Annotated in this window: 15 protein-coding genes; 12 read left to right on the forward strand and 3 right to left on the reverse strand. The window is 70.5% G+C overall.

The window, feature by feature from the left end:
* Positions 1 to 65: 65 nt before the first annotated feature.
* Positions 66 to 2,759 carry a LuxR C-terminal-related transcriptional regulator gene (locus tag KSP35_RS20420; RefSeq protein ID WP_216997608.1) on the reverse strand — a complete coding sequence of 898 codons (2,694 nt, stop codon included), beginning with the start codon at positions 2,757 to 2,759 and terminating at the stop codon, positions 66 to 68.
* Positions 2,760 to 3,022: 263 nt separating this feature from the next.
* Between KSP35_RS20420 and KSP35_RS20425 the strand changes: the two genes are divergently transcribed.
* Positions 3,023 to 3,904: a DMT family transporter gene (locus KSP35_RS20425; protein WP_216997609.1), complete on the forward strand. Its 882-nt coding sequence runs from the start codon at positions 3,023 to 3,025 to the stop codon at positions 3,902 to 3,904.
* A gap of 2 nt (positions 3,905 to 3,906) precedes the next feature.
* On the opposite strand, the gene KSP35_RS20430 is transcribed toward KSP35_RS20425, so the two are convergent.
* Positions 3,907 to 6,963 (reverse strand): BTAD domain-containing putative transcriptional regulator, encoded by a 3,057-nt coding sequence (locus tag KSP35_RS20430; protein ID WP_216997610.1) that lies wholly within the window; start codon positions 6,961 to 6,963, stop codon positions 3,907 to 3,909.
* A 66-nt stretch (positions 6,964 to 7,029) separates the two neighbouring features.
* Between KSP35_RS20430 and KSP35_RS20435 the strand changes: the two genes are divergently transcribed.
* From KSP35_RS20435 to KSP35_RS20465, 7 genes are all read left to right on the forward strand, one after another.
* Positions 7,030 to 7,380: a hypothetical protein gene (locus KSP35_RS20435; RefSeq protein ID WP_216997611.1), complete on the forward strand. Its 351-nt coding sequence runs from the start codon at positions 7,030 to 7,032 to the stop codon at positions 7,378 to 7,380.
* Positions 7,377 to 7,973, forward strand: a complete 597-nt coding sequence (locus KSP35_RS20440) for a hypothetical protein (protein WP_216997612.1) — start codon at positions 7,377 to 7,379, stop codon at positions 7,971 to 7,973. Before KSP35_RS20435 ends, KSP35_RS20440 begins: the two co-directional genes overlap by 4 nt.
* Positions 7,974 to 8,145: 172 nt before the next feature.
* Positions 8,146 to 10,278: an MMPL family transporter gene (locus KSP35_RS20445; RefSeq protein WP_216997613.1), complete on the forward strand. Its 2,133-nt coding sequence runs from the start codon at positions 8,146 to 8,148 to the stop codon at positions 10,276 to 10,278.
* A 1,918-nt stretch (positions 10,279 to 12,196) separates the two neighbouring features.
* A complete protein-coding gene (locus tag KSP35_RS20450) occupies positions 12,197 to 12,334 on the forward strand; it encodes a hypothetical protein (protein ID WP_216997614.1) in 138 nt (45 codons plus the stop codon).
* A 638-nt stretch (positions 12,335 to 12,972) separates the two neighbouring features.
* Entirely contained in the window at positions 12,973 to 13,467 is a 495-nt protein-coding gene (locus KSP35_RS20455; protein ID WP_217002301.1) for an Hsp20/alpha crystallin family protein, read from the forward strand.
* A gap of 5 nt (positions 13,468 to 13,472) precedes the next feature.
* Positions 13,473 to 13,805 carry a MerR family transcriptional regulator gene (locus KSP35_RS20460; protein ID WP_216997615.1) on the forward strand — a complete coding sequence of 111 codons (333 nt, stop codon included), beginning with the start codon at positions 13,473 to 13,475 and terminating at the stop codon, positions 13,803 to 13,805.
* 17 nt (positions 13,806 to 13,822) lie between these two features.
* On the forward strand, positions 13,823 to 14,137 hold the full coding sequence (locus KSP35_RS20465) for a hypothetical protein (protein WP_216997616.1): 315 nt from the start codon (positions 13,823 to 13,825) through the stop codon (positions 14,135 to 14,137).
* Positions 14,138 to 14,227: 90 nt separating this feature from the next.
* Here the strand turns inward: KSP35_RS20465 and KSP35_RS20470 are convergent, their stop codons facing one another.
* Positions 14,228 to 15,058 carry an EAL domain-containing protein gene (locus KSP35_RS20470; RefSeq protein WP_216997617.1) on the reverse strand — a complete coding sequence of 277 codons (831 nt, stop codon included), beginning with the start codon at positions 15,056 to 15,058 and terminating at the stop codon, positions 14,228 to 14,230.
* 177 nt (positions 15,059 to 15,235) lie between these two features.
* Here KSP35_RS20470 and KSP35_RS20475 point away from each other — a divergent pair, with 177 nt between their 5' ends.
* The 4 genes from KSP35_RS20475 to KSP35_RS20490 all read left to right on the forward strand — a co-directional run bounded on the left by KSP35_RS20475 (position 15,236) and on the right by KSP35_RS20490 (position 19,356).
* Entirely contained in the window at positions 15,236 to 15,667 is a 432-nt protein-coding gene (locus tag KSP35_RS20475; protein WP_216997618.1) for a response regulator, read from the forward strand.
* Between the two features lie 61 nt (positions 15,668 to 15,728).
* Positions 15,729 to 16,373, forward strand: coding sequence for an EAL domain-containing protein (locus tag KSP35_RS20480; protein ID WP_216997619.1), 645 nt, complete (start codon positions 15,729 to 15,731; stop codon positions 16,371 to 16,373).
* Between the two features lie 136 nt (positions 16,374 to 16,509).
* The gene (locus KSP35_RS20485) at positions 16,510 to 17,565 is read left to right on the forward strand and encodes a diguanylate cyclase (protein WP_216997620.1); all 1,056 of its coding nucleotides are present in this window, start codon (positions 16,510 to 16,512) and stop codon (positions 17,563 to 17,565) included.
* Between the two features lie 315 nt (positions 17,566 to 17,880).
* A complete protein-coding gene (locus KSP35_RS20490) occupies positions 17,881 to 19,356 on the forward strand; it encodes a hypothetical protein (protein WP_216997621.1) in 1,476 nt (491 codons plus the stop codon).
* Positions 19,357 to 19,513: the final 157 nt, after the last annotated feature.

Here is a 19,513-nt window from a genome sequence, read left to right on the forward strand (position 1 = left end):
CGTGTGGTGATTCGACGTGGGGATCTTCTTCGGCGGCGATGCCTGGCCGGGGGTGAGCGGTGCTTCTAGAGACCGAGCTCGGCGGCGCGGCGCAGGGCTTCGCGGCGGTTGTTGACGGCGAGCTTCGTGTAGATGTGCTTGGTGTGGGTCCGCAACGTGTTCAGCGAGACGTGCAGCTCACGGGCGATCTCGGGGCCGCCCAGCTCGCTCTTGAGCAGCCGGAGCACGTCGAGCTCGCGAGCGCTGAGGTCCTCGACCAGCCCGGTCGATCGGACGCCCCGGCCCGGTGAGGTGCCCGAGCCTTCGATCGCTGCCAGGGCCCGGTGGGTGAGGGTCGGAGCACCGTTCACCGAGGCGAGCTTGCGGAGGAGGCCGACGATGCTCGGGCCGGCGTCGACGAACACCTGGAGCTGGCCCTCGGGTTCGGCGCGGCGTGCTGCGTCGGCCAGGCTGGCGACGGCGGCCCGGGAGTCGCTGGCGGCGTGCTGCGCCGATGCCAGCAGGGTGAGTGCTTCGATCGCGCTCGCCGTTCGGTGGCCGTCCTCCGCAGCGGTCAGCAGTCGTCCCAGCAGTTGGGTTGCTCCGGCCAGGATCGTCGGGTCGCCGCTGGCCCGGTGGTGGGCCAGGAGGATCCGGGCCAGGGTGAGGTGGGCGTACTCGTCGACGTAGGTCGGCTCGTCGTCGATGGAGAGGTGCCTGTCCGTCGCCCATCGCTGGGCAGCTCCCAGGTCGCCTTCGGCCAGCTGGACCCGCGCCCGGAGGGCGGTGACGGGGCGCACTGGCGGGGAGAAGTCGGTGTCGTAGAGCGGAACCGCCTCCTCGAGGAGGGTGCTTGCCTCGGCAAACGAGCCCCGGGCGGCGCAGAGGCGGGCGGCGGCGACGCGCCGCCGGTAGGGGTGCTGCGGTAGCCCTGCCGGGTCACCGAAGTCGGCGCTTGCTGCGAGGTGCTGTGCCGCCCCTTCGAGGTCACCCTGCTCGAGGAGCACCTCGCACAAGCCGACGTGCATGTCGGCGGCCCCGCGGAGGCCCGCGTCCTCGGCGGTGAGTCGGAGCCCCGCTTCGAGAGTGTGGGCGGCGTCGCCGAGGCGACCCTGAGCCAGCAGGATGTCGGCGAGGGCGATCGAGCACCCGAGCGCATCGGACAGGTAGCCCGCGTTGCGCAGGTGTTGGACGGCGTCGCGGTACCTGCGTTCGGCCTCCACCAGATCGCCTCGGGCCCAGAGGGCCAGCCCGATGAGGGCGTTGGCCGAGCCCCGACGGAGGTGGTCGTCGGGCCCGACGAGGTCGAGGACTCGGGTGGCGTGGGTGATGGTGGCGTCGAGGTCGCCGGTGAGCAGCGCCAGCCCGGAGCGTTGGACGGCGACCTGGGCGGGGAGGCGCTCGAAGGCCGCGGCGTCGACGACGATCGGTGGGGGAGATGTTCTCGACATCGCTGCCTCCACGAGTTGGAGTAAGGCCTCGACGCCGGCGGTCGCTCCGGTGGCCATCCGTGTGCCCACCAGCGTCAGCGCCAGAACGGGCCGATCGGCGTACACGTCGGCGGGGAGGCGTTCGAGCCAATCCCGAAGGGTGCGCTCCTGGCGGCTCTGCTGCATCGCAGGTGCGGCGACCTCGATGAGCTCGGCCGCCCGCTCGGCATCCCCACCCTCGAGGGCGTGCACGATGGCCTCGCCGGCCTGTCCGATCCCGTCGTACCAGTCGCTCGCCCGACGGTGGAGCTCGGGGACCCGGTCTGCTTCCTCGTCGAGGAGGTGGGCTCGGAGGACATCGGCGAAGAGGTGGTGGTAGCGGTACCAGCTGCGCCGGTCGTCGAGCGGGACGACGAAGAGGTTGTCCCGATCGAGGTGCTCGAGCGTCGTCCGACCGTCGTGGCCGCCGGTCACGGCATCGCAGAGCGGCCCGGTCAGGCGCCCGAGGATCGAGGTCTCGAGCAGGAACGTCCGGACGCTCGGGCCCTGCCGGTCGAGGACCTCGCCGACGAGGTAGTCGAGGATGAAGCGGTCGTCGCCTGCGAAGTCGGCGATGAACCCGGCGACGTCCGCTCGCCCCTGCATCGAGAGCGCGGCCAACTGGAGCGCTGCGATCCACCCTTCGGTCCGAGCGCCGAGCCGTTCGACGTCGTCGGTGGTGAGGGTCAGGCCCATGGTTTCGGTGAGGTAGGCGGTCGCCTCCTCGCTGGTGAAGCGGAGGTCCGCGGCACGGATCTCGAGGAGATCGCCCTGCGCTCGCAGCGCAGCGAGTGGCAGCGGTGGGTCGGCACGGGTGGCGATGACGAGCCGGACGTGCGACGGGAGGTGCTCGAGCAGGAAGGCCACCGCCTGGTGGATCTCGGCCGTCTCGATGACGTGGTAGTCGTCGAGGACCACTACCAGTTGCTCGCCGGCGGCGTGCAACTCGTTCACGAGCGTCGTCGTGATGGTCTCGATCGAAGCCGACGGGTCTCGCACCAGGGCTCCCGCTTCGGATGCGAGCCGGTGATCCACGGTCTGGATCGCGGCGATGACGTAGGCCCAGAAGGTCGCCGGATCGTTGTCGCCGCCGTCGAGGGAGAGCCACGCGGTCGAGGGTCCGAGGGCAAACCACTCTGCGACCAGCGTGGTCTTGCCGAATCCTGCCGCAGCCGAGACGAGGGTGAGTCCGGGCTGACCCCGACGCTCCATCTGCGTGCGAAGTCGTGCTCGGGGAACGAGGTCCGGGCGGAGAGGGGCGTGCAGCTTCGTGGCCAGCAACAGTGGGCCGGTGGCGGCCTGGTCGGTCACGTCGGTGCCTTCGCCGTCGGTGCGCTGGGCCTCTGAGTGGTCCCAGCCATGAGCTTCGTCGTCATCGCACGGTCCCCTCTCGTGATCCGCCCGGACAGATGTGTACTGCGTCGGACCCCTTCGGGCACCGCTCGTGCTCGAAGTGCCCCGAGGAGCGTGAGCCTCGAGGACCTGTGGGACGATGCCCCATGACAACCAGGGCTGGGCGCATCGCGAGATCGGGTCCACGCCTGGCCGGCGGTCTGGCGGTGGCGGGGCTGGTGGTGAGCTTCTCGCTCAGCTCGACGTTGGTGAAGCGGGCCGAGACCCCAGGGGTGCTGGTCGCCTTCTGGCGGCTCGCCATCGTGTCGCTGGTCTGGAACCTCTGCCTCCTGGCCACCGGTCGACGCGTCACGGTGCGAGACGTAAAGCAGGCGCTCGTTCCCGGTGTGCTGTTCGGGCTAAACCTGGCGTTCTTCTTCGTCGGAGCGACGAACAACAGCGTGGCCAACGCCGCGCTCATCGGCTCCCTGGCACCACTGCTGATCGTTCCCCTCGGAGCCCGTCTCTTCGGCGAGCACCTCGACCGGCGGGCGCTGGGATTCGCAGCGATCGCGTTCATCGGGCTCGGCGTGGTCTTGTTCAGTGCGCCGGCGAGTGGCGACGCATCGCTGCTCGGCAACACCCTCGGGCTGGGGGCGATGCTGCTGTGGACCGGCTACGTCGTCTCGACCCGGCGCCGCCGCGGGGACATGGATGTCGCCAAGTTCATGGCGACGGTGAGCCCCATCGCCACGTTCGCCGTCTTACCCCTGGCGATCGGCCACGGCGGCCTCCTCACGATGAGCCGCACCGGTTGGGGCTACACGTTGATCCTGGCGTTCCTGGTCGGCATCGCCGGTCACGGGCTGATGGTGTTCGCCCAGTCCACCATCGCCATCGGGACCATCGGCATCGCCCAGGTGGTCCAGCCGGGATTGGCTGTCGTGTGGTCGTTCCTGTTGCTGAGCGAGCAGGTCCGCGGTTGGCAGGTGGTCGGCATCACGATGGCGACCGGTGGGCTCGCTGCATACCTCGTGCAGAACCGACAAGGCGAGGCCGATCGGCAAGCGGCCGTGCGGTCGCCCTCGGATCCTGCGGGTCCGGCTTCGCCGCAGCGCGCCTGACGTCAGCAGCGGGGGCGCACCCAGTGGGCGTCGACGCGATCGTGTTCGCTTATGAAGGCCGAGGTCGCGACAAGGCGGTCGTCGGCCTGCTGGCAGAGGAGTCGCGCCTCGGTCGCCCGACCCGCTGTGGCGGCGATCCGGGCGAGCGCGTCGAGGGCGAACACCTCGACGTGGGCGGCATCGTCGGTGCGGGCTCCGTCGAGGAGGGCGAGGAGGCGATCCGGTGCACCGCCGTCGCCGTCAGCGCTGTCCATGGCGGCCAACAGGCATTCGCCGAGCGCCGCCTGCTCGCCGCCGCCGGCCGCTCGGTGCCACGACGCTGCTGCTTCGAGCGCGGTGCGGGCTTCGTCATCCCGACCGAGGCCGCGCAAGATTCGTCCGAGGTGGATTCGTGCCAGTGCGGCAAGGCGCACGTCTCCGATGGTCTCGGCCCGCTCGATGGCCGACTGCAGGGTGGTGGCGGCGGTCAGCCGGTCGCCGGCCTGCGCGTGGGCTCGTCCCAGGCTGGACAACTGGTACGCCTCGGTCTGGAGGAAACCCAATCGCCGTGAGGTGTCCGAAGCCTGTCGCAGGTGGGTGACGGCGTCATCGAAGCGGTGTTGGGTGCGAGCGAGTTCGCCGAGCACGGTTTTGCCTCGGACGTGGAGCCACGGGTCTTGGACCTGACCCAGCCAGTGCTCGACCTCCCGGCACGCCTCCTCGCTCCGGACCGGATCACCCTCGCTCAGTGCCGCTCGGGCGGCAAAGAGCCAGGTGGCTGCGAGGTCCCAGGGACGGTCGCAGCCCTCGTAGAGCGAGACGCTTCGGTCGGTGAGGGCGAGGGCCCGGCGGAACTCGCCTCGGTGGGAGACCACGTAGGCGAGGTAGTAGGCGCACTGGGCCTGCAGGTCGATGTCACCTGCCGATGTCGCGATGTCGTCCACCTGTGCGAGGTGGTCCGTGGCGAGGTCGAGATGGCCGGTCGACGCCTCGATCCATGCGGCGAGCAGGAGCGCGCTCGCCTCCTGGACGGCCGGCGCAGCGTCACCGACAGCGGCTCGGGCGGACAGGAGCCGCTCGGCCCCTCGGCTGTCGCCGAGCACGATCCACGCCCAGCCGAACCCGACGGCGACGTCGAGCGCGAGTTGCGGATCGTGTTCGCATCCCCAGGCGAGTGCAACGTCGATGTTGGCTCGTTCTCCCCGGGCGAAGGCCACGTGCTCGGCCTGATCACCACTCCGCACGCCGGGGGTGGAGGTTCCGGCGGCCTTCGCGTACCACTCGGCGTGCGCTGCTCGAGCGAGGCGGGTGAGACCTGCGTCCTCGAGAGCTTCGAGCGCGAAGGCACCGATGCTGTCGAGCAGCCGGTAGCGGATGGTCCCGCCGGCGTCCTCGTCGACGATCAGCAGCGATCTGCTGGCGAGACGCCCGAGCACGTCGATCGCCGTGGACATCGGAACGTCGAGGGCGGCGAGCACGGACTCGACCGCAGGCAGGGGAGCGCTACCGGCGAAGGTGGCCAGCGCCCACAGGCCACGCTGATCGTCCGGGAAGAGCAGGTCGTAGCTCCAGGCGATGGTCGCCCGGAGGGCTCGGCGTCGCTCCGGGCGGTGGCCGCTCGGATCGCTGAGCACGTCGAACCTGCGGTCGAGCCGAGTGGTTATCTCTTCGACGGACAGGGTCTTCGTCCTGGCGGCGGCCAACTCGATCGCCAATGGAAGACCATCGAGCGCCAGACACAGACCTCGGACGGCCGCACGGTCCGGTAGCGACCCTCGCTGCTGGCGCTGGGCCATCGACCGACGGTCGAACAACGTGACGGCGTCGTAGGGCGGGAGCGGGGAGAGCTCGTAGAGGACCTCGCCGTCGACGTCGAGGGGGACCTGGCTGGTACAGAGGATCCGCAGGGCAGGAGCGGCGTCGAGCAGCCGGACGGCAAGCGCTCCGGCAGTGGCGGCGACGTGCTCGCAGTTGTCGAGGATCAGCAGGGCAGGCTCGCTCTTGAGCCGTTCGATCATTGCGTCCTCGCTGCCCACGCCGAGGGTCGAGGTCAGCACATCGACCACGTCGGCAGGTCCTCTGGCGGCTTCGAGGCGAGCGAGCCACGTTGCCCCGACGTGGGCCCCTCCTGTTGCGTCGAGCGATCGTCCGGTTGCGATGGCCAACGCCGTCTTTCCGACGCCGCCAGCCCCGAGGATCTCGACCAGGCGCCCGGTCGCGACGAGGCCGGCGACGGCGGCGATGTCGCCGGCACGTCCGATCAGGTCGATCGGCAGCGAGGGAAGGTTGCCTGGCGGCCGGAGCGTATTGAGCCCTCGCGCCGCGAAGTCGGGCAGGCCGAGGAGCGGATCTTGGTCGAGGATCTGCCGTTCCAGCTGTTGCAGCTCACGGCCGGGATCGAGGCCGAGGTCGTCGGCGAGTGCGATGCGGATCCGTTGGAACGCAGCCAGCGCATCGGCCTGTCGTCCGCCTCGGTACAGGGCGATCATCAGCAGCGCCCACAAGGCCTCCCGAAGGGGATGGTCGGTGATCAGGGCCTCCAACTCTCCGACCGCATCGCCCGGGGTCCCCAGCTCGATTCGGGCCCCCAGGTGGCCCTCGAGGAGGTCGAGGCGTGCGTCCCCGAGGCGAGCGCGGTGCGGGACGATCCAGTCGCCATCACCGCCCCCCGAGAGGATCTCGCCATCGAACATCGCCAGCGCCGCGGTGCACGTCTCCAACGCTGAGCCTGGATCTCCCGCTCCTCGGAACACCGACGCTCGATCCACGAGACGGAGCACCTCGAGCGCATCGACCGCGCCGGGTTCGACGTTGAGGGTGTAGCCGACGCTGGTCCCGGTGACCAGGCCCGGGTCACCCAGGGACCGCCGGAGCCGAGACACCTTCGTCTGCAACGTGTTGCGGGCCGTCCCGATGGCCGCATCCGTCCACAGGTCCTCGATCAGCCGGTCGGTCCGAACCAGTGCGCCCGCTTCGAGGGCCAAGCGGACCAAGACCTCGGCGGTCTTGCCAGCCCGGACCGGCACCCGCTCACCGTCGCGCTGGATCTCGACCGCATGGAGCACCGAGACCGCGATCACCGCCGGAGGCTACGCCTCGGATCGCCGTGTCAGCCCCGTGTCAGGGCCTCCACACACCCTGGACCTGTGCCCGCCGACCCCGACAACATGATCCACGAACTAGCGGTCGGCGGCCCGGCCGTCGTGGCAAGGATCGTCGGGCGGGCCCGGAGGAGCGACGACGTAACCGCCGTCGTCGCTGCGGCCGTGTTCCAGCCGGGTGGCGATCCGGCGCTGATGGATCGAGCAGCAGCACTGGCGGTGTCGACGCGAGACCGACAGCTCGTGTCGATCGCGTTGGCCCACCTCGACGGCGACGTCGACCGCGTCGACGACATGGCACGCGACCACCTCGTCGACCATCCCGACAGCGTCCTCGTCGCCTGGATCGCCGCCGCGAGCAGACAAGCCGACCCGACCCGAGAGGATCCCCGATGACCACCATCCGAGACGCCAGCTCACGCCACGGCCAAGCGCCCAGCGGTCCGAGGACCACGACCTTCCGTCGACCCTGGTTCCGGTGGTTGCTCACCGCCGCCGCCTTCCCGCCGGCCGGGTACGTCGCGCACATCGTCGCCGGTCGCGTCGAAGCCGTGCCGCCTGCGCTGCTCGCCGGCATGATCGCCGGGGGAGGGATCGGCGCCGCGCAGTGGGCGTTGCTCCGGCACCGAGGCATCGGGCCAGCGTGGATACCTGCCACCGCCATCGGACTCGCCGGTGGCGTCGCCGCAGGTGCCGCCCTCGTCTCCTACCGGACCGACATCAGCTCGCTCGCCCTCATGGGCGCCGTCTCCGGACTCGGCATCGGCATCGCCCAGGCGCCGCTCCTCCGCAGCCCAGTCAGCCGGGCACTGGGCTGGGCGCTGGCCACCGCCGGCCTCTGGGCCTTGGGCTGGACCATCACCACGGCGGCGGGGATCGACGTCGACGAGCAGTGGGTCGTCTTCGGCAGCTCTGGATGCCTCGCCATCACCCTCATCCAGAGCACCTTCATCGACGCCGTGGTGCCGGCCCGAGCAGACGAACCGTGACCCCGCCCCACGAGCGACCCCCGGCCGGCCGCGTCCGATCGCACTACCCGTCCCAGCGACCCGTCCACGATCTCGATCACGAACCAGAAGGTGAACCCATGAAGGATCCACGCAACTCGCCGGCTCGCCGGCGCACCACCGCACCCCGATCTGCCCGATCGGTGGTGTCGCGATGAGAAGGCTCGGCCACCTCGTCGTCCGGCGGCGGCGAACGGTCATCACGCTCTGGATCCTGCTCCTCATCGCAACAGCAACGATCGGCAGCTCCGCGTTCTCGGTCCTCTCGACCGACTTCGGCGCCGGCACCAGCACCGAGTCCGGCCGGGTCGCCGAACGACTTCACGACCTCGACGAGACCGGCGGCCAGCTGGCCATCATCGCCGACGACATCGACCTCGACGACGCCGCAACCCAGCGCCGCATCACCTCAGGAATCGAACCCATCGCCGCCCTAGACGGCGTCCTCGACGTCGCCGACCCCTGGTCGACACAGGCCGATGCCCTGAAGGCAACCGACGGGCGAGCAGCACTCGTCGTGGTGACCCTCGCCGGTGACCTCGACGAAGATGCCGAGCTCGCTGTGGCCCAGGAGGTCCAAGACCTCGCCCACGACCTCGACGCCCCCGACGTGCTCGTCGGCGGGAACGTCCTGGTGAGCGAAACGTTCGCCACCGCGTCGGAGAGCGACCTCCTCCGAGGCGAAGCGATCGCACTCCCCATCGCCATTGTCGTCATGGTGCTCCTGCTCGGCGGACTGGCCGCCGGCCTCCTCCCGCTCCTCGTCGCGCTCGGCGGCGTGCTGACGACCCTTGCCGTGCTCGTGGCCGCCACCGTGTTCGGCGACGTCTCGATCTTCTCGGTCAACGTCGTCAACATGCTCGGCATCGGCCTCGGGATCGACTACGGGCTCCTCATGGTCAACCGCTTCCGAGAGGAACGCGGCCGGGGCCTCGAGCTCCACGACGCCGTCGCCGCAACCGTGGCCTCGGCCGGCACGACCGTCGTCTTCTCGGCGCTCACCGTCGCCGTCGCCATGTCCGGCCTATTCGTGTTCGGCGTGCCGCTGCTCACCTCGTTCGGCATCGCCGGACTGTCCGTGGTGCTCCTGTGCATGGCCGCTGCGGTGACACTGCTCCCTGCCACGCTGGCAGCGGTGGGCGGACGCATCTCACCCGTCGCCGTTGTGGCCGACGACGGAGGCCGTTTCTACCGGCTCACCCGCTGGGTCCAGAACCGACCCGTGCTCGTGGCCGGCGCAGCCGCACTCCTGCTGGTCCTGCTCGGCACCCCCTTCCTCGGAGCCCGCTTCGAGGCCGGCGACGCCCGCACCCTGCCCCGCTCCTCCGAGGTCCGTGCCACCGCGCTCGCCCTCGCCGAACGGTTCCCCGCACGCGGCACCGACCCCGTCACCGTCGTCGCTGCAGCAGACGCATCCGATCCGGACCTCACCACCTGGCTGGAGGACGTGTCCACGTCCGACGGCGTGCTCGGCGCCTCGATCCGTCCCGGGACCCCAGCGGGCCTCACCGTCGTGGACCTGGTGCCCGCCGGAACCTCGCAAGGCGCCGCAGCCACGGCACTCGTCGAGCGGGTACGCAGCGCAGACCTCACCTTCGACGCCGAGGTCGGCGGACCAGCTGCAGAGCTCACCGACGTGAAGGATCGGCTCACCGCCCGACTCCCGGTGGCAGGAACGATCGTGGCCATCGCCACCCTCGTCCTGCTCTTCATGATGACCGGCTCGATCATCGTCCCGATCAAAGCCGTGGCCATGAACATCCTCAGCCTCGGCGCCAGCTTCGGCGCCCTCGTCTGGATCTTCCAGGACGGACACCTCTCTGGCGCCCTGGGCTTCGAGTCCGTCGGCGCCCTCGACCTGTGGATGCCCGTGCTCATCCTGATCTTCGCCTTCGGCCTCTCCATGGACTACGAGGTCTTCCTCCTGTCCCGCATCAAGGAGGTCCACGACCAGACCGGCGACAACGACCTCGCCGTCGCCGTCGGCCTCCAGCGCTCCGGCAAGATCATCACCTCAGCAGCCGCCCTCATCGTGGTGGTCTTCGCCGGCTTCGCCGCCGGCGAGGTGCTCGCGATCAAGCAGCTCGGCGTCGGCCTGGCCATCGCCGTCATCATCGACGCCACCCTCGTCCGCACCCTCCTGGTCCCGGCCACCATGAAGCTCCTCGGCGAACGCAACTGGTGGGCTCCAGCCCCCCTGCGCCGCTTCCACGACCGCTACGGGCTCCACGAGGCCCCGTCGGCACCGACGACAGAGGTCGTGCCTGCGGTGCCCGTTCCTGTGTGACCACCAGGAGGCGGCATCTGCTGGTCCTTGGTTGTGGGCCGAGCAGATCTAAGGGGTGGTATCCGATGACTCGGCGGCGGCCTTAGGACGATCGTGCATGACAGCAGCCGACCTGAGGAGCAGTCATGCACGGTCGTCCCACCTTGAATCCGACAGCGAAGTGCACGCCAGCCATCCGGAGAGGTGGCGGATCCTCGTCGTCTTGGCGCTCGCCCTCGTGGTCACCTCGGCAGCTGCCTGAGCAGTCGAGACAGGTCGCGGGCCTCGCCACTCGACCAGGGTGGGGATGCGTAGAGGTTGTTCGTCGTGTCGGCCGCTTCGGCTTCGTAGCCGCCTTCAGCGACCCCGGGGTGCCACGCATCGGTGGAGGTATCCGTCGGCGTTGGGTCCGACCAGTTCGATCCGCCTTCCCGCCAAGGCTCGGCTCATCGCCTTGTTGAAGTAGGACCGATCGGTCTTCGTCAGAGATCCCCCACCACCTGCTGCGTGGACCCGCTGATACACGGTCTTCACGGGCACGGAGCGACCTTCCGCCTCGACGAAGGCCACGAGGTAGACCGCCAACCGCTCGGGTGAGCACTGGTCGGCTCGCTGGACTCCGCCCGCCGGTGGCCATCTGCTGGGTGACGGGCGGGTCTTCGGCGGTGGTGTGAGGTTCCCTGCGGGCGAAAGGACAGCTGGTCGTGACGGAGCTTTCGTCGTCCTCGATCGAGTCGCAGCCGGCTCAGTCCCGGTAGCCAGCAGCAGCGAGGTAGCCGTGCGTGTGCCGGACGGCTCGGGCTTCTGCGCCATCGGTGCTGGGATTGCTCGGGTCGGGATGGGGGCCTGCGACGGCTGAGGTTTGAGTGCTCCCAACCCGGCGCCCCGCACAGCTGACCCTGTGGCCGCGGCGGCTTCCTCTCGCTTCCCAGCAACCATGAGCCACGCGATGCCTCCCACGACGGCGAGGCCGAGCAGCAGCGGTCCGAGCGGAGGGTACGACTGGGGCCAGAACCCCGGTTCCTCCCACATGTCGGAATCAGCCTCGCTCCTTGGGATACCCGCCTCTCCGCCCCCGACGGGACCGGGGACGTCGCTGCTCAAGCCGCTCGAGTCCGGGCCTCCCGTAGGACCGTCGTAGTCGGAACCGCCTGCGACGCCGCCGTGATAGGAGCACGTTCCCGGTCCAGTCGAGTACGACATGCTCCCGTCGGCACAGAGGGTTCTAGGGCCACCGGTCGGGGCACCTGCTCCGGCCGACCCACCAGAGGTGCCGCCCGAGCTCGACGAACTGCCCGAGCCGCTGATCCCGCCATGTTGAGAGCACGTCCCGGAGCCCGACGATGACGAGTAGGTCCCGTCGCTGCATGTCTCGGCGCCTACGACCTGAGCCGGGAGCAGGCCGAGGACCGTCAGCGAACCGACAAGAACCGCCGCAGCCGCCGCTGATCTCACCCGCCTCCACCCCATGGCGCCCGAAGCTAGACGGCCTGTACCAGCGCAGTGCGCGCCGGCGAACGACCAGGTTCACTGCCGAGCAGGCCTTCGAGAACGTGGCGCCCCAGCACGATCCTCGATCCGGACTCAGGGAGCAGTCGTAAGAGACCTACCGCAGGCCGCGGCTGGCCCCACAGCGGCAGGAGGACGTCGTCGATGATGTGCTCGAAGTCGACGCGGTCCAGTGAGCGGCCGGTCGTCTGAGGCAGGGTCGTGAGGAGGCCGATGACTACGGCGAGATCGATCGAGGCGTCCGGCCAGGCGGGGTCGGTCGGTTCGCCGAGGTGCGGAGTCGAACGGTCACCGTCGCGTTGACGTGAGGCCTCGACGTCTGCGGCCAGGGATTCGGCGACGGCGTTGGTGAAGCGGGTCCGCAGGGCTTCGACCAGCTCGGTCCGGTCGTCGCCGGTGTTGAGCAGTGCGCCGAGGATGCGTCGGCGGCGTGCTCCTCGCCGGCAACCAACAGGCCCAGTCCGTCGTGCGGGTCGTCGCTGTCGACGCCGACGGCCAGATCCACTTCTCGGTCCTGCCTGGCTCGGTGGTCAAGAACCGGCACCTGCTCGACCGAACGGTGGCCTGAGCTTCTACTGCTGCTTCTACTGTGCCGGTCGGGACGGGATCACACGGGCGGGCACGGACGGGCAGGCCTGGTCCGCAGTTGCCCAGCTCAGCGGTACTGCCGGGCACGGAACGGGACCAAGCGAGACGCCGAGCCGGGGCTCATAACCCGAAGGTCGCAGGTTCAAATCCTGCCCCCGCCACCATCTAGCAGGGCGAAAAATGCAGGTCAGGCCCCACTTCTCGGAGTGGGGCCTTCTGCTGTCTCCCCACCGCTGCGGATCGACGCAGGCAGGGCGGTGACGAGGGCGTGGACCCATGCGGTTGCCGCGGTCGCGTCGCCACCGGACCATAGAGGTACCGCAGTGCGTCTCGGTGACCGGCAGCGCCGGGAACGTGGCCCTGGCTCGAGCCCGAGATGGCCAGCGGCGTCGCAGGCGCCTCGCCGCGGTGGAGGCGGGCCACGGCACGCGAGGACCCGACCGAGGTCGAACCGAGCGTCGCTGTTCGTCGGAGCACACAGCCGCCCGCTTTGCTCGCCTTCCTCGACCCGCGGCAAGCCCCCCCCGCCCGGCGAACTTGCAAACCCAGTTGACAGTTTGGTCGTGGCGGAGTTATAGGTTTTCCGTCCGGTTCAGCGAGGCGAGGAAGGAGCCTCTGATGTTGATGCGTACCGATCCGTTCCGTGAGCTCGACCGTCTGGCGCAGCAGGCGCTGGGGACGGCGAGCCGTCCGGCAGCGATGCCGATCGACGCCTACCGCCGTGGCGACGAGTTCCTCGTGGAGCTCGACCTGCCCGGGGTCGACGCGGAGTCGATCGACCTCACCGTGGAGCGCAACGTGCTCACCGTCCACGCGCAGCGCCGCCGCACCGCCGACGACGGTGACATCGAGCTGCTGGTCGGCGAACGTCCGCAGGGCACCTTCAGCCGTCAGCTGTTCCTCGGTGACACCCTCGACACCGCGAACATCGCGGCGGACTACACCGACGGGGTGCTCACCCTCAGGCTTCCCGTCGCCGAACGGGCCAAGCCGCGCCGCGTGCCGATCAGCCGCCCCCGCAGCGACAAGGCCATCGACACCAGCGCCGACCGCAGCGCCGACGCGACCAGCGGCGATCGCGAGCTGGCGGGCGCGTCGGCAGGGACGGGCTGAACGAGGTGGGCATCCGCTTCGACGACGAGGATGCGCCGATGTTCAGCGTCGGCCAGGTCGCCGACCTCCTCGGGGTCCAGTCGGCGTTCGTGCGCCGGCTCGACACCGAGAAGGTCGTGCAGCCCGCCCGCTCCTCGGGCGGTCAACGGCGCTACAGCCAGCTGCAGGTCCGCTTGGTCGCCCAGGTGTCGGAGATGGCCTCCCAGGGGCTCAACCTCGCCGGCATCCGCCGCATCCTCGTCCTCGAAGCCGAAGTCGACCGCCTCAAGCGACAGATCAAGCGCCTGCAGCCCCCGGCCGGCAGCGGGGCCGAGGCGACGAACACCGATCAAACATGATCGAGGAGGTAGCAACGATGGGATTCGCGGCAACACGCGACCTCGACCCGACCCCGCCCCGGCCTCCGGCGCCGATCGCCACACCCGCCTCCGTCGTCCGGCTCGTCATCGACGTCGAGGCCGCCCACCTTGCCAACCCGCTCGTCGCCGCGTCCCGGCTCCTTGCCAGCGAGGCCGGTGCGCTGGCCCACGTCGACGGCGACGAAGGCCACTTCGAGGTCACCGTCGCGGTCCCGGATCGGAGCCCGGAGATCGTCGACCAGGCCGAGGCCTGGGTCCGATGGGCGATCCACAACGCGGGCATCCGAGGCGAGATCCGTCGCGTGCACTGACCCGACCGCCGATGGCGAGCGGTCGGCCTCCTCCCGGGGAGCGGGCGCCGGGCACCATCGGAGGCCCTCCGCACCCCGATGGGCGCGTCGTCAGGTGCGGCCCAGAACCGGGCGCTGGTTCGACTGCTCGCGCCGGAGGATCGAGGCGAGCGCCTCGGCCGTCACCGGCGGGCTGATGGCGTGGCCGAAGGCCCGGTCGTAGCCGAGCAGGGCCAGGTCCTCCAGCACGTCGGCGTCTTCGACCTGCTTGGCGACCGCGAGGGCGCCGAGCTCGTGGGCCCGGGTGAGGGCGTCACCCACGGAGCGGTGGAGGCCGCCCCGACGATCGCGGCCCGGGATGGCGACCTTCCACGCGTCGGCGGTGATGGTGTCGAGCGAGTCGAACGAGGCCCCGGCGCCCACGCCGTCGATCACGACGCCGACCCCGAGGGCGGCGATGCCATCGGTGACCCGGCGGAGGCCGACCGGATCGGTCGCCAGTGCCGGGAACGGCACATCCAAGGCCAGGGCAGAGGGTTCGAGGCCGTGCGACCGCAGCGCGGCCTCGACCGAGTCCAGGAACCGTCCGCCGACCAGCCGGGATCGGGTCACGTTGAGCGCGATCTGGATGGGCGCTCCGGTCGAGGCCCACGCTGCGCCCTGCCGGCAGACCTCGCCCAGGGTCCAGTCCTCGAGGTCGTGGATCCGCTCGGCGAAGCGGGTGCCGGGGAGCGAGAGGCCCGGGCGCACCATCCCGAAGTCCGGGTGCCACCAGCGCAGCAGGGCTTCGCACGACCGGATCGACCCGTCGCGGAGCGCCACCTCCGGCTGGTAGTAGAGGCAGAACCGACCGGGCATGCCCGGGAGCTCCACGGAGCCGGCGCGGGCTGGCGGCTCTGCGGCCTCCGTCCGGGTTCGTGACCGGGCGATGGTGGGGTGCATGGTCCTGCTCCTTGGGAGAGATCGGTTCCGACGGGCGGCGCCCACCATGCAGGAGCGGTCGTGACCGAACGATGAAGCGGCCCAGGGGGCGGCCTTCATGGTTCGGTCATCGCTCGGCGGCCACGATCGACCTGCCCTCGCCCTCCGCGATGGCCCAGACCACGAGGGACGAGCGCGATGCACCGGATACTCCTTGCCGAGGACAACAAGATCAACCAGGTCGTCGCCGCCGGGGCCCTGAAGAAGCTGGGCTTCCTGGTCGACATCGTCGACGACGGCGTCGCCGCAGCGGCTGCGTGCGCCGCAGACGAGTACGACGCGGTGCTGATGGACGTGATGATGCCGGTGATGGATGGCTACCAAGCCACGAGGGCGATCCGCCAGCACGAGCGGTGGCTCGGCCTGGCGCCCGTGCCGATCATCGGTCTCAGCGCCCGGGCCCTGGCCGGCGACCGCGAGGTCGCGCTGGACGCGGGGATGGACGACTACCTCACCAAGCCGATCCGCACCGCCGAGCTCGAGGCCGCGCTCGCCCGCTTCCTCCCCGCCTCCGGCGACCAGGAGCACGACCCGACCGCTCCGACGGCGCTGTTCGCAGCGAGCAGCTAGCGGACCGGCACCCGGCTCTGCGTTCATGGTTCGGTCACGGCTCGACCGTCACGATCCGTCCATGCTCGATGCCTACTCCGACACCTTGGAGCTCCTCTGCCAGCCGGTGTGCAGCCTTCGCGACGTGACGGTCCAGTGGGAGCTGCTCCACCGGCTCCCCTCGACCCGGCAGCTCGACGAACGGGTCCTCGGCCAGGCGATCGACATGATCGCCGCCTCCCGACGCCATGGGTTCCGGCTCGAGCTCGAGCTCAAGCTCTCCGGCCCCTCGCTCCGGGACCTGCGCTTCGCGGACGCAGCCGCCGATCGGCTGCGAGGCTCCGGCATCGATCCCTCGTGCCTGATCCTGGAGGTGAGCGAAGCCGACCTCGAGGTGGGCCTGGACGAGATCCGGTACACGGCGACCCGGCTGCGGGCGCTCGGGTGCCGCATCGCGCTCGACGACGTCGGCCCGCGATGCGACATCGCCGGGCACCTGCGGCGCTTCCCTGCGGACTTCGTCAAGGTCGGCTGGCCGTTCACCCACTGCCTCACCGCCGACATCCACGCCCAGCTGATGGTCCGCACGATCATCGATCTCGCCCATGCGATGAACCGGAAGGTGATCGCTGCCGAGGTGGCCGACGAAGCAACCTTGGTCCTGCTGCAGTCCTACGGCGTGGACTTCGCCCAGGGCTCCCACATCGGGCTCCCCACGGCCTGCTGAGGCGGCGGCGATGGGCATGCGGCTTCCCAGGCGTGGCCACCGGACGAGGCCGTCCACGGCTCGGTCGTGCCGTCCCGGGAACGCTCGGCCGGCGAGCAGCGGTCTCGGTGCTCGGAGCCGGCCGACGTCGATCGAGGTGCGGGCTTCGGCGGTCGAGCGCGAGCGGGAGGTCTGGCGCGTCTACGCCCGGACCGGGCACGTGCTCAACCTGGTGATCGTGGTCATCGACACGGCCTACGTCGTGGCGACCTGGGGCACGGGCCCCCACCGGCTGTTCCTGCTCTGGCTGAACCTCTTCGCCATGCTGGGCTTGGTCGCGGCGATCGCCGTCGTGCCCGAGGTGAAGCTCGCGGCATCGCCGAACCGCGACCTGATCTTCGCCGCGTGGATCACGTGGGGGACCGTCCTGATCACGGTGGCGGCGTCGGCCGACGGCGGTCTCGTCAGCCCGATGGTCTGGCTGCTCCCGCTGAGCGTGATGTTCACCGCCGTCGCCCACCGGGCCACGGTCGTGGCGTTCTCGGGGGGCCTCGCGCTCGCCGGGTACCTGCTCCTGGCGGCAACCGACGGCTCCGGGTTCGCGCCGGCCCCCGCTGGGCTTCACGCCGTCTACCTGCTGGCCCTGACCTATGCGGCCGTGAGCGCCACCCGATCGCGGTGGACCCACCACGACGAGCAGGTCGTGCTCCACGAGGAGCTCGCCCACCTGGCCGACCGGGATGGGCTGACCGGGCTGCTCAACCATCGGGCCTTCCACGAGCAGCTCGCCGCACGCCTCGACCGCTGCAACGTCGATCGGCTGGCGGCCACGGTGCTGCTGGTCGACCTCGACCACTTCAAGGGCATCAACGATCGGCTCGGCCACCAGGTCGGCGATGAGGTCCTGCGGACGGTCGCGCTGGCGATCACGAGCGCCGTGCACGACCGAGACCTGGTCGGACGGGTGGGCGGCGAGGAGTTCGCGGTCTACCTCGGCACGGTTCCACCGGCGGAAGCCCACGAGATCGCCGAGGGCATCCGGACCACCATCGCCCGCATCGAGGATCCCGAGCCGCTCACCGCGAGCATCGGCGCCGCGACGTCACGCGACGGGCTGGCGGTGGCGAACGACCTGCTGGCGTGGGCCGACGAAGCGATGTACGTCGCCAAGCGCCAGGGCCGGAACCGGACCTGTTGGTTGCGCGCCGCCTGAGCGCACCGCCGCCGTCGGCGAGGACCCTGCCTCCCGGGCCGAGCCTCGCTCCTTGGTGCGGGGCCTGCTGCTGACCGGGCCCCGCTCCAGACGGGCATCGAACACGGCGATGGCGTTGCCCGCCCCACGGAGGGTCCGGCAGAAGCATGGAGCGCGACGAGCGCGAAGCGGTCTGGACCACCGGGACGACTCGCCGAGCCAAGAGGTGGCCACCTGGTGACGACGTTCACGATCCGTGCCACGATCGGTTCGCCCGGGCGCTTGGGCCTGGGGCGGTGCACTTGGAGGCGTGGAATGGGCGATGGGCATGATCCCGTGAGGGACGAGGTGGCAGAGCTGCGAGGTCTGCTTGCGGCAGCGCTGGCGCGGATAGAGGTCCTGGAGGCGGCGACCGCCACGGGCGGTCCCGCGCGGGCGCTCGAGGTCCCGACCGGGGAGGGCCGTCCCGGCGATGTCCAGCCGGCCGCCATCGACCGGCGCAGGGTCTTCGGCCTGCTGGCCGGGGCCGGGGCGGCGACGGCCGGCGCCGTGCTGCTGGGAGCGCAGCCGGCCGCCGCAGAGGTGGGCGACAGCGTCCGCGTCGGCTACGAGACCCAGTCGCCGGGGCCTTGCTACATCTACATGACGGGCAACAGCGCACACCAGGGCTTCGCCGTCTACGACGGCCCCGACAACAACTTCCTCGTGGACGCGGCCGTCTGCGGCGCAGCGTCGAGGTCCACGTTCGACTACGGGGTCCACGGACGGGGCAAGGGCACCAGCGGCGGCGTGCGGGCCGACGCCGCCGATGCCGGGATCGCCGTCTACGGCACCTCCAACACCAACGTGGCGGTCGCTGGTGAGGCGCAGAGCAGCTACGGGGTCTCGGGCAAGTCCCAGACGAACGTGGGCGTCTACGGGTACACGGCCGGTTCCACCTACGCCGGCGTCTTCGGTGACTCGTCTGCGGCACAGGGGGTCCACGGCCGGTCGGTCAGCAACGTCGGGGTGTACGGCGAGTCCACGAGCACGACCGCCACGGGGGCCTACGGCGTCCAAGCGGTGTCGGCCGGCGGGACCGGCCTCAAGGCGACGGGCAAGGTGTACGGCGTCGTCGCCCAGTCGTACTCGACGACGGCCACGGACTCGGCGGTGTTCGCCACCACGATCCAAGCGACGGCGATCGGTGCCTACGCCGACAGCGGGCTGGTCATGTCCGGCCGTTCCGAGACGGGTGGCGGCGTGGAGGTCAAGGCCCCCACGTTCCACCTCCGGCTCGCCAACGCCACGACCCGCAACGCCCCCACCGCCGACGCGTTCGCCCACCAGGCCGGCGAGATCGTCCAATCGACGGCGGGGGACACCTGGGTGTGCGTCAAGGGCGGCACGCCCGGAACCTGGCGGAAGCTCGCAGGGCAAGCCACCAGCGGTTCGTTCCACGTGCTGCCCGCTCCGGTGCGGGTCTACGACTCCCGCCCGGGCACGGCGCCGGCGACCGGGCCCAAGACGCCGCTCACCGGCAACACCGCCCGCACGATCGACCTCCGGGGCAACTCGTCGGGCGTACCGGCGGGAGCGACCGCAGCCCTCGTCACCGTCCTGCTCCTCAACACGGCGAGCGGGAACGGCAACTTCACCCTGTGGGCGAACGGCGTCGCCAAGCCCTCGGCGAACACCATGGTGTGGGGTGGAGCCGCTGGCGGTCGATACACCGCCAAGGAGGTCTCCGCGCTCGACAGCAACGCGCAGATCCAGGTCTCCTCGAGCCTGAAGGCCGATGTGGCGCTCGACGTCGTCGGCTACTACCGGTAGCCAGCGCATCGACGCCGACGACCGACGAGGGCGTCGGCGTGCCGGACCTCGAACCGGCCCGACGGGCAGTCCGGACTACGTAGTTGGCTACGGATGCGCTGACCTGGGCTGATCGGGTCCACTTTCCCGGGTTGGACCTCGATGTCAGTGGAGTCAC

This window comes from Aquihabitans sp. G128, from assembly GCF_019048865.1.
In the GTDB taxonomy this organism is placed as follows: Bacteria; Actinomycetota; Acidimicrobiia; order Acidimicrobiales; family Iamiaceae; genus Aquihabitans.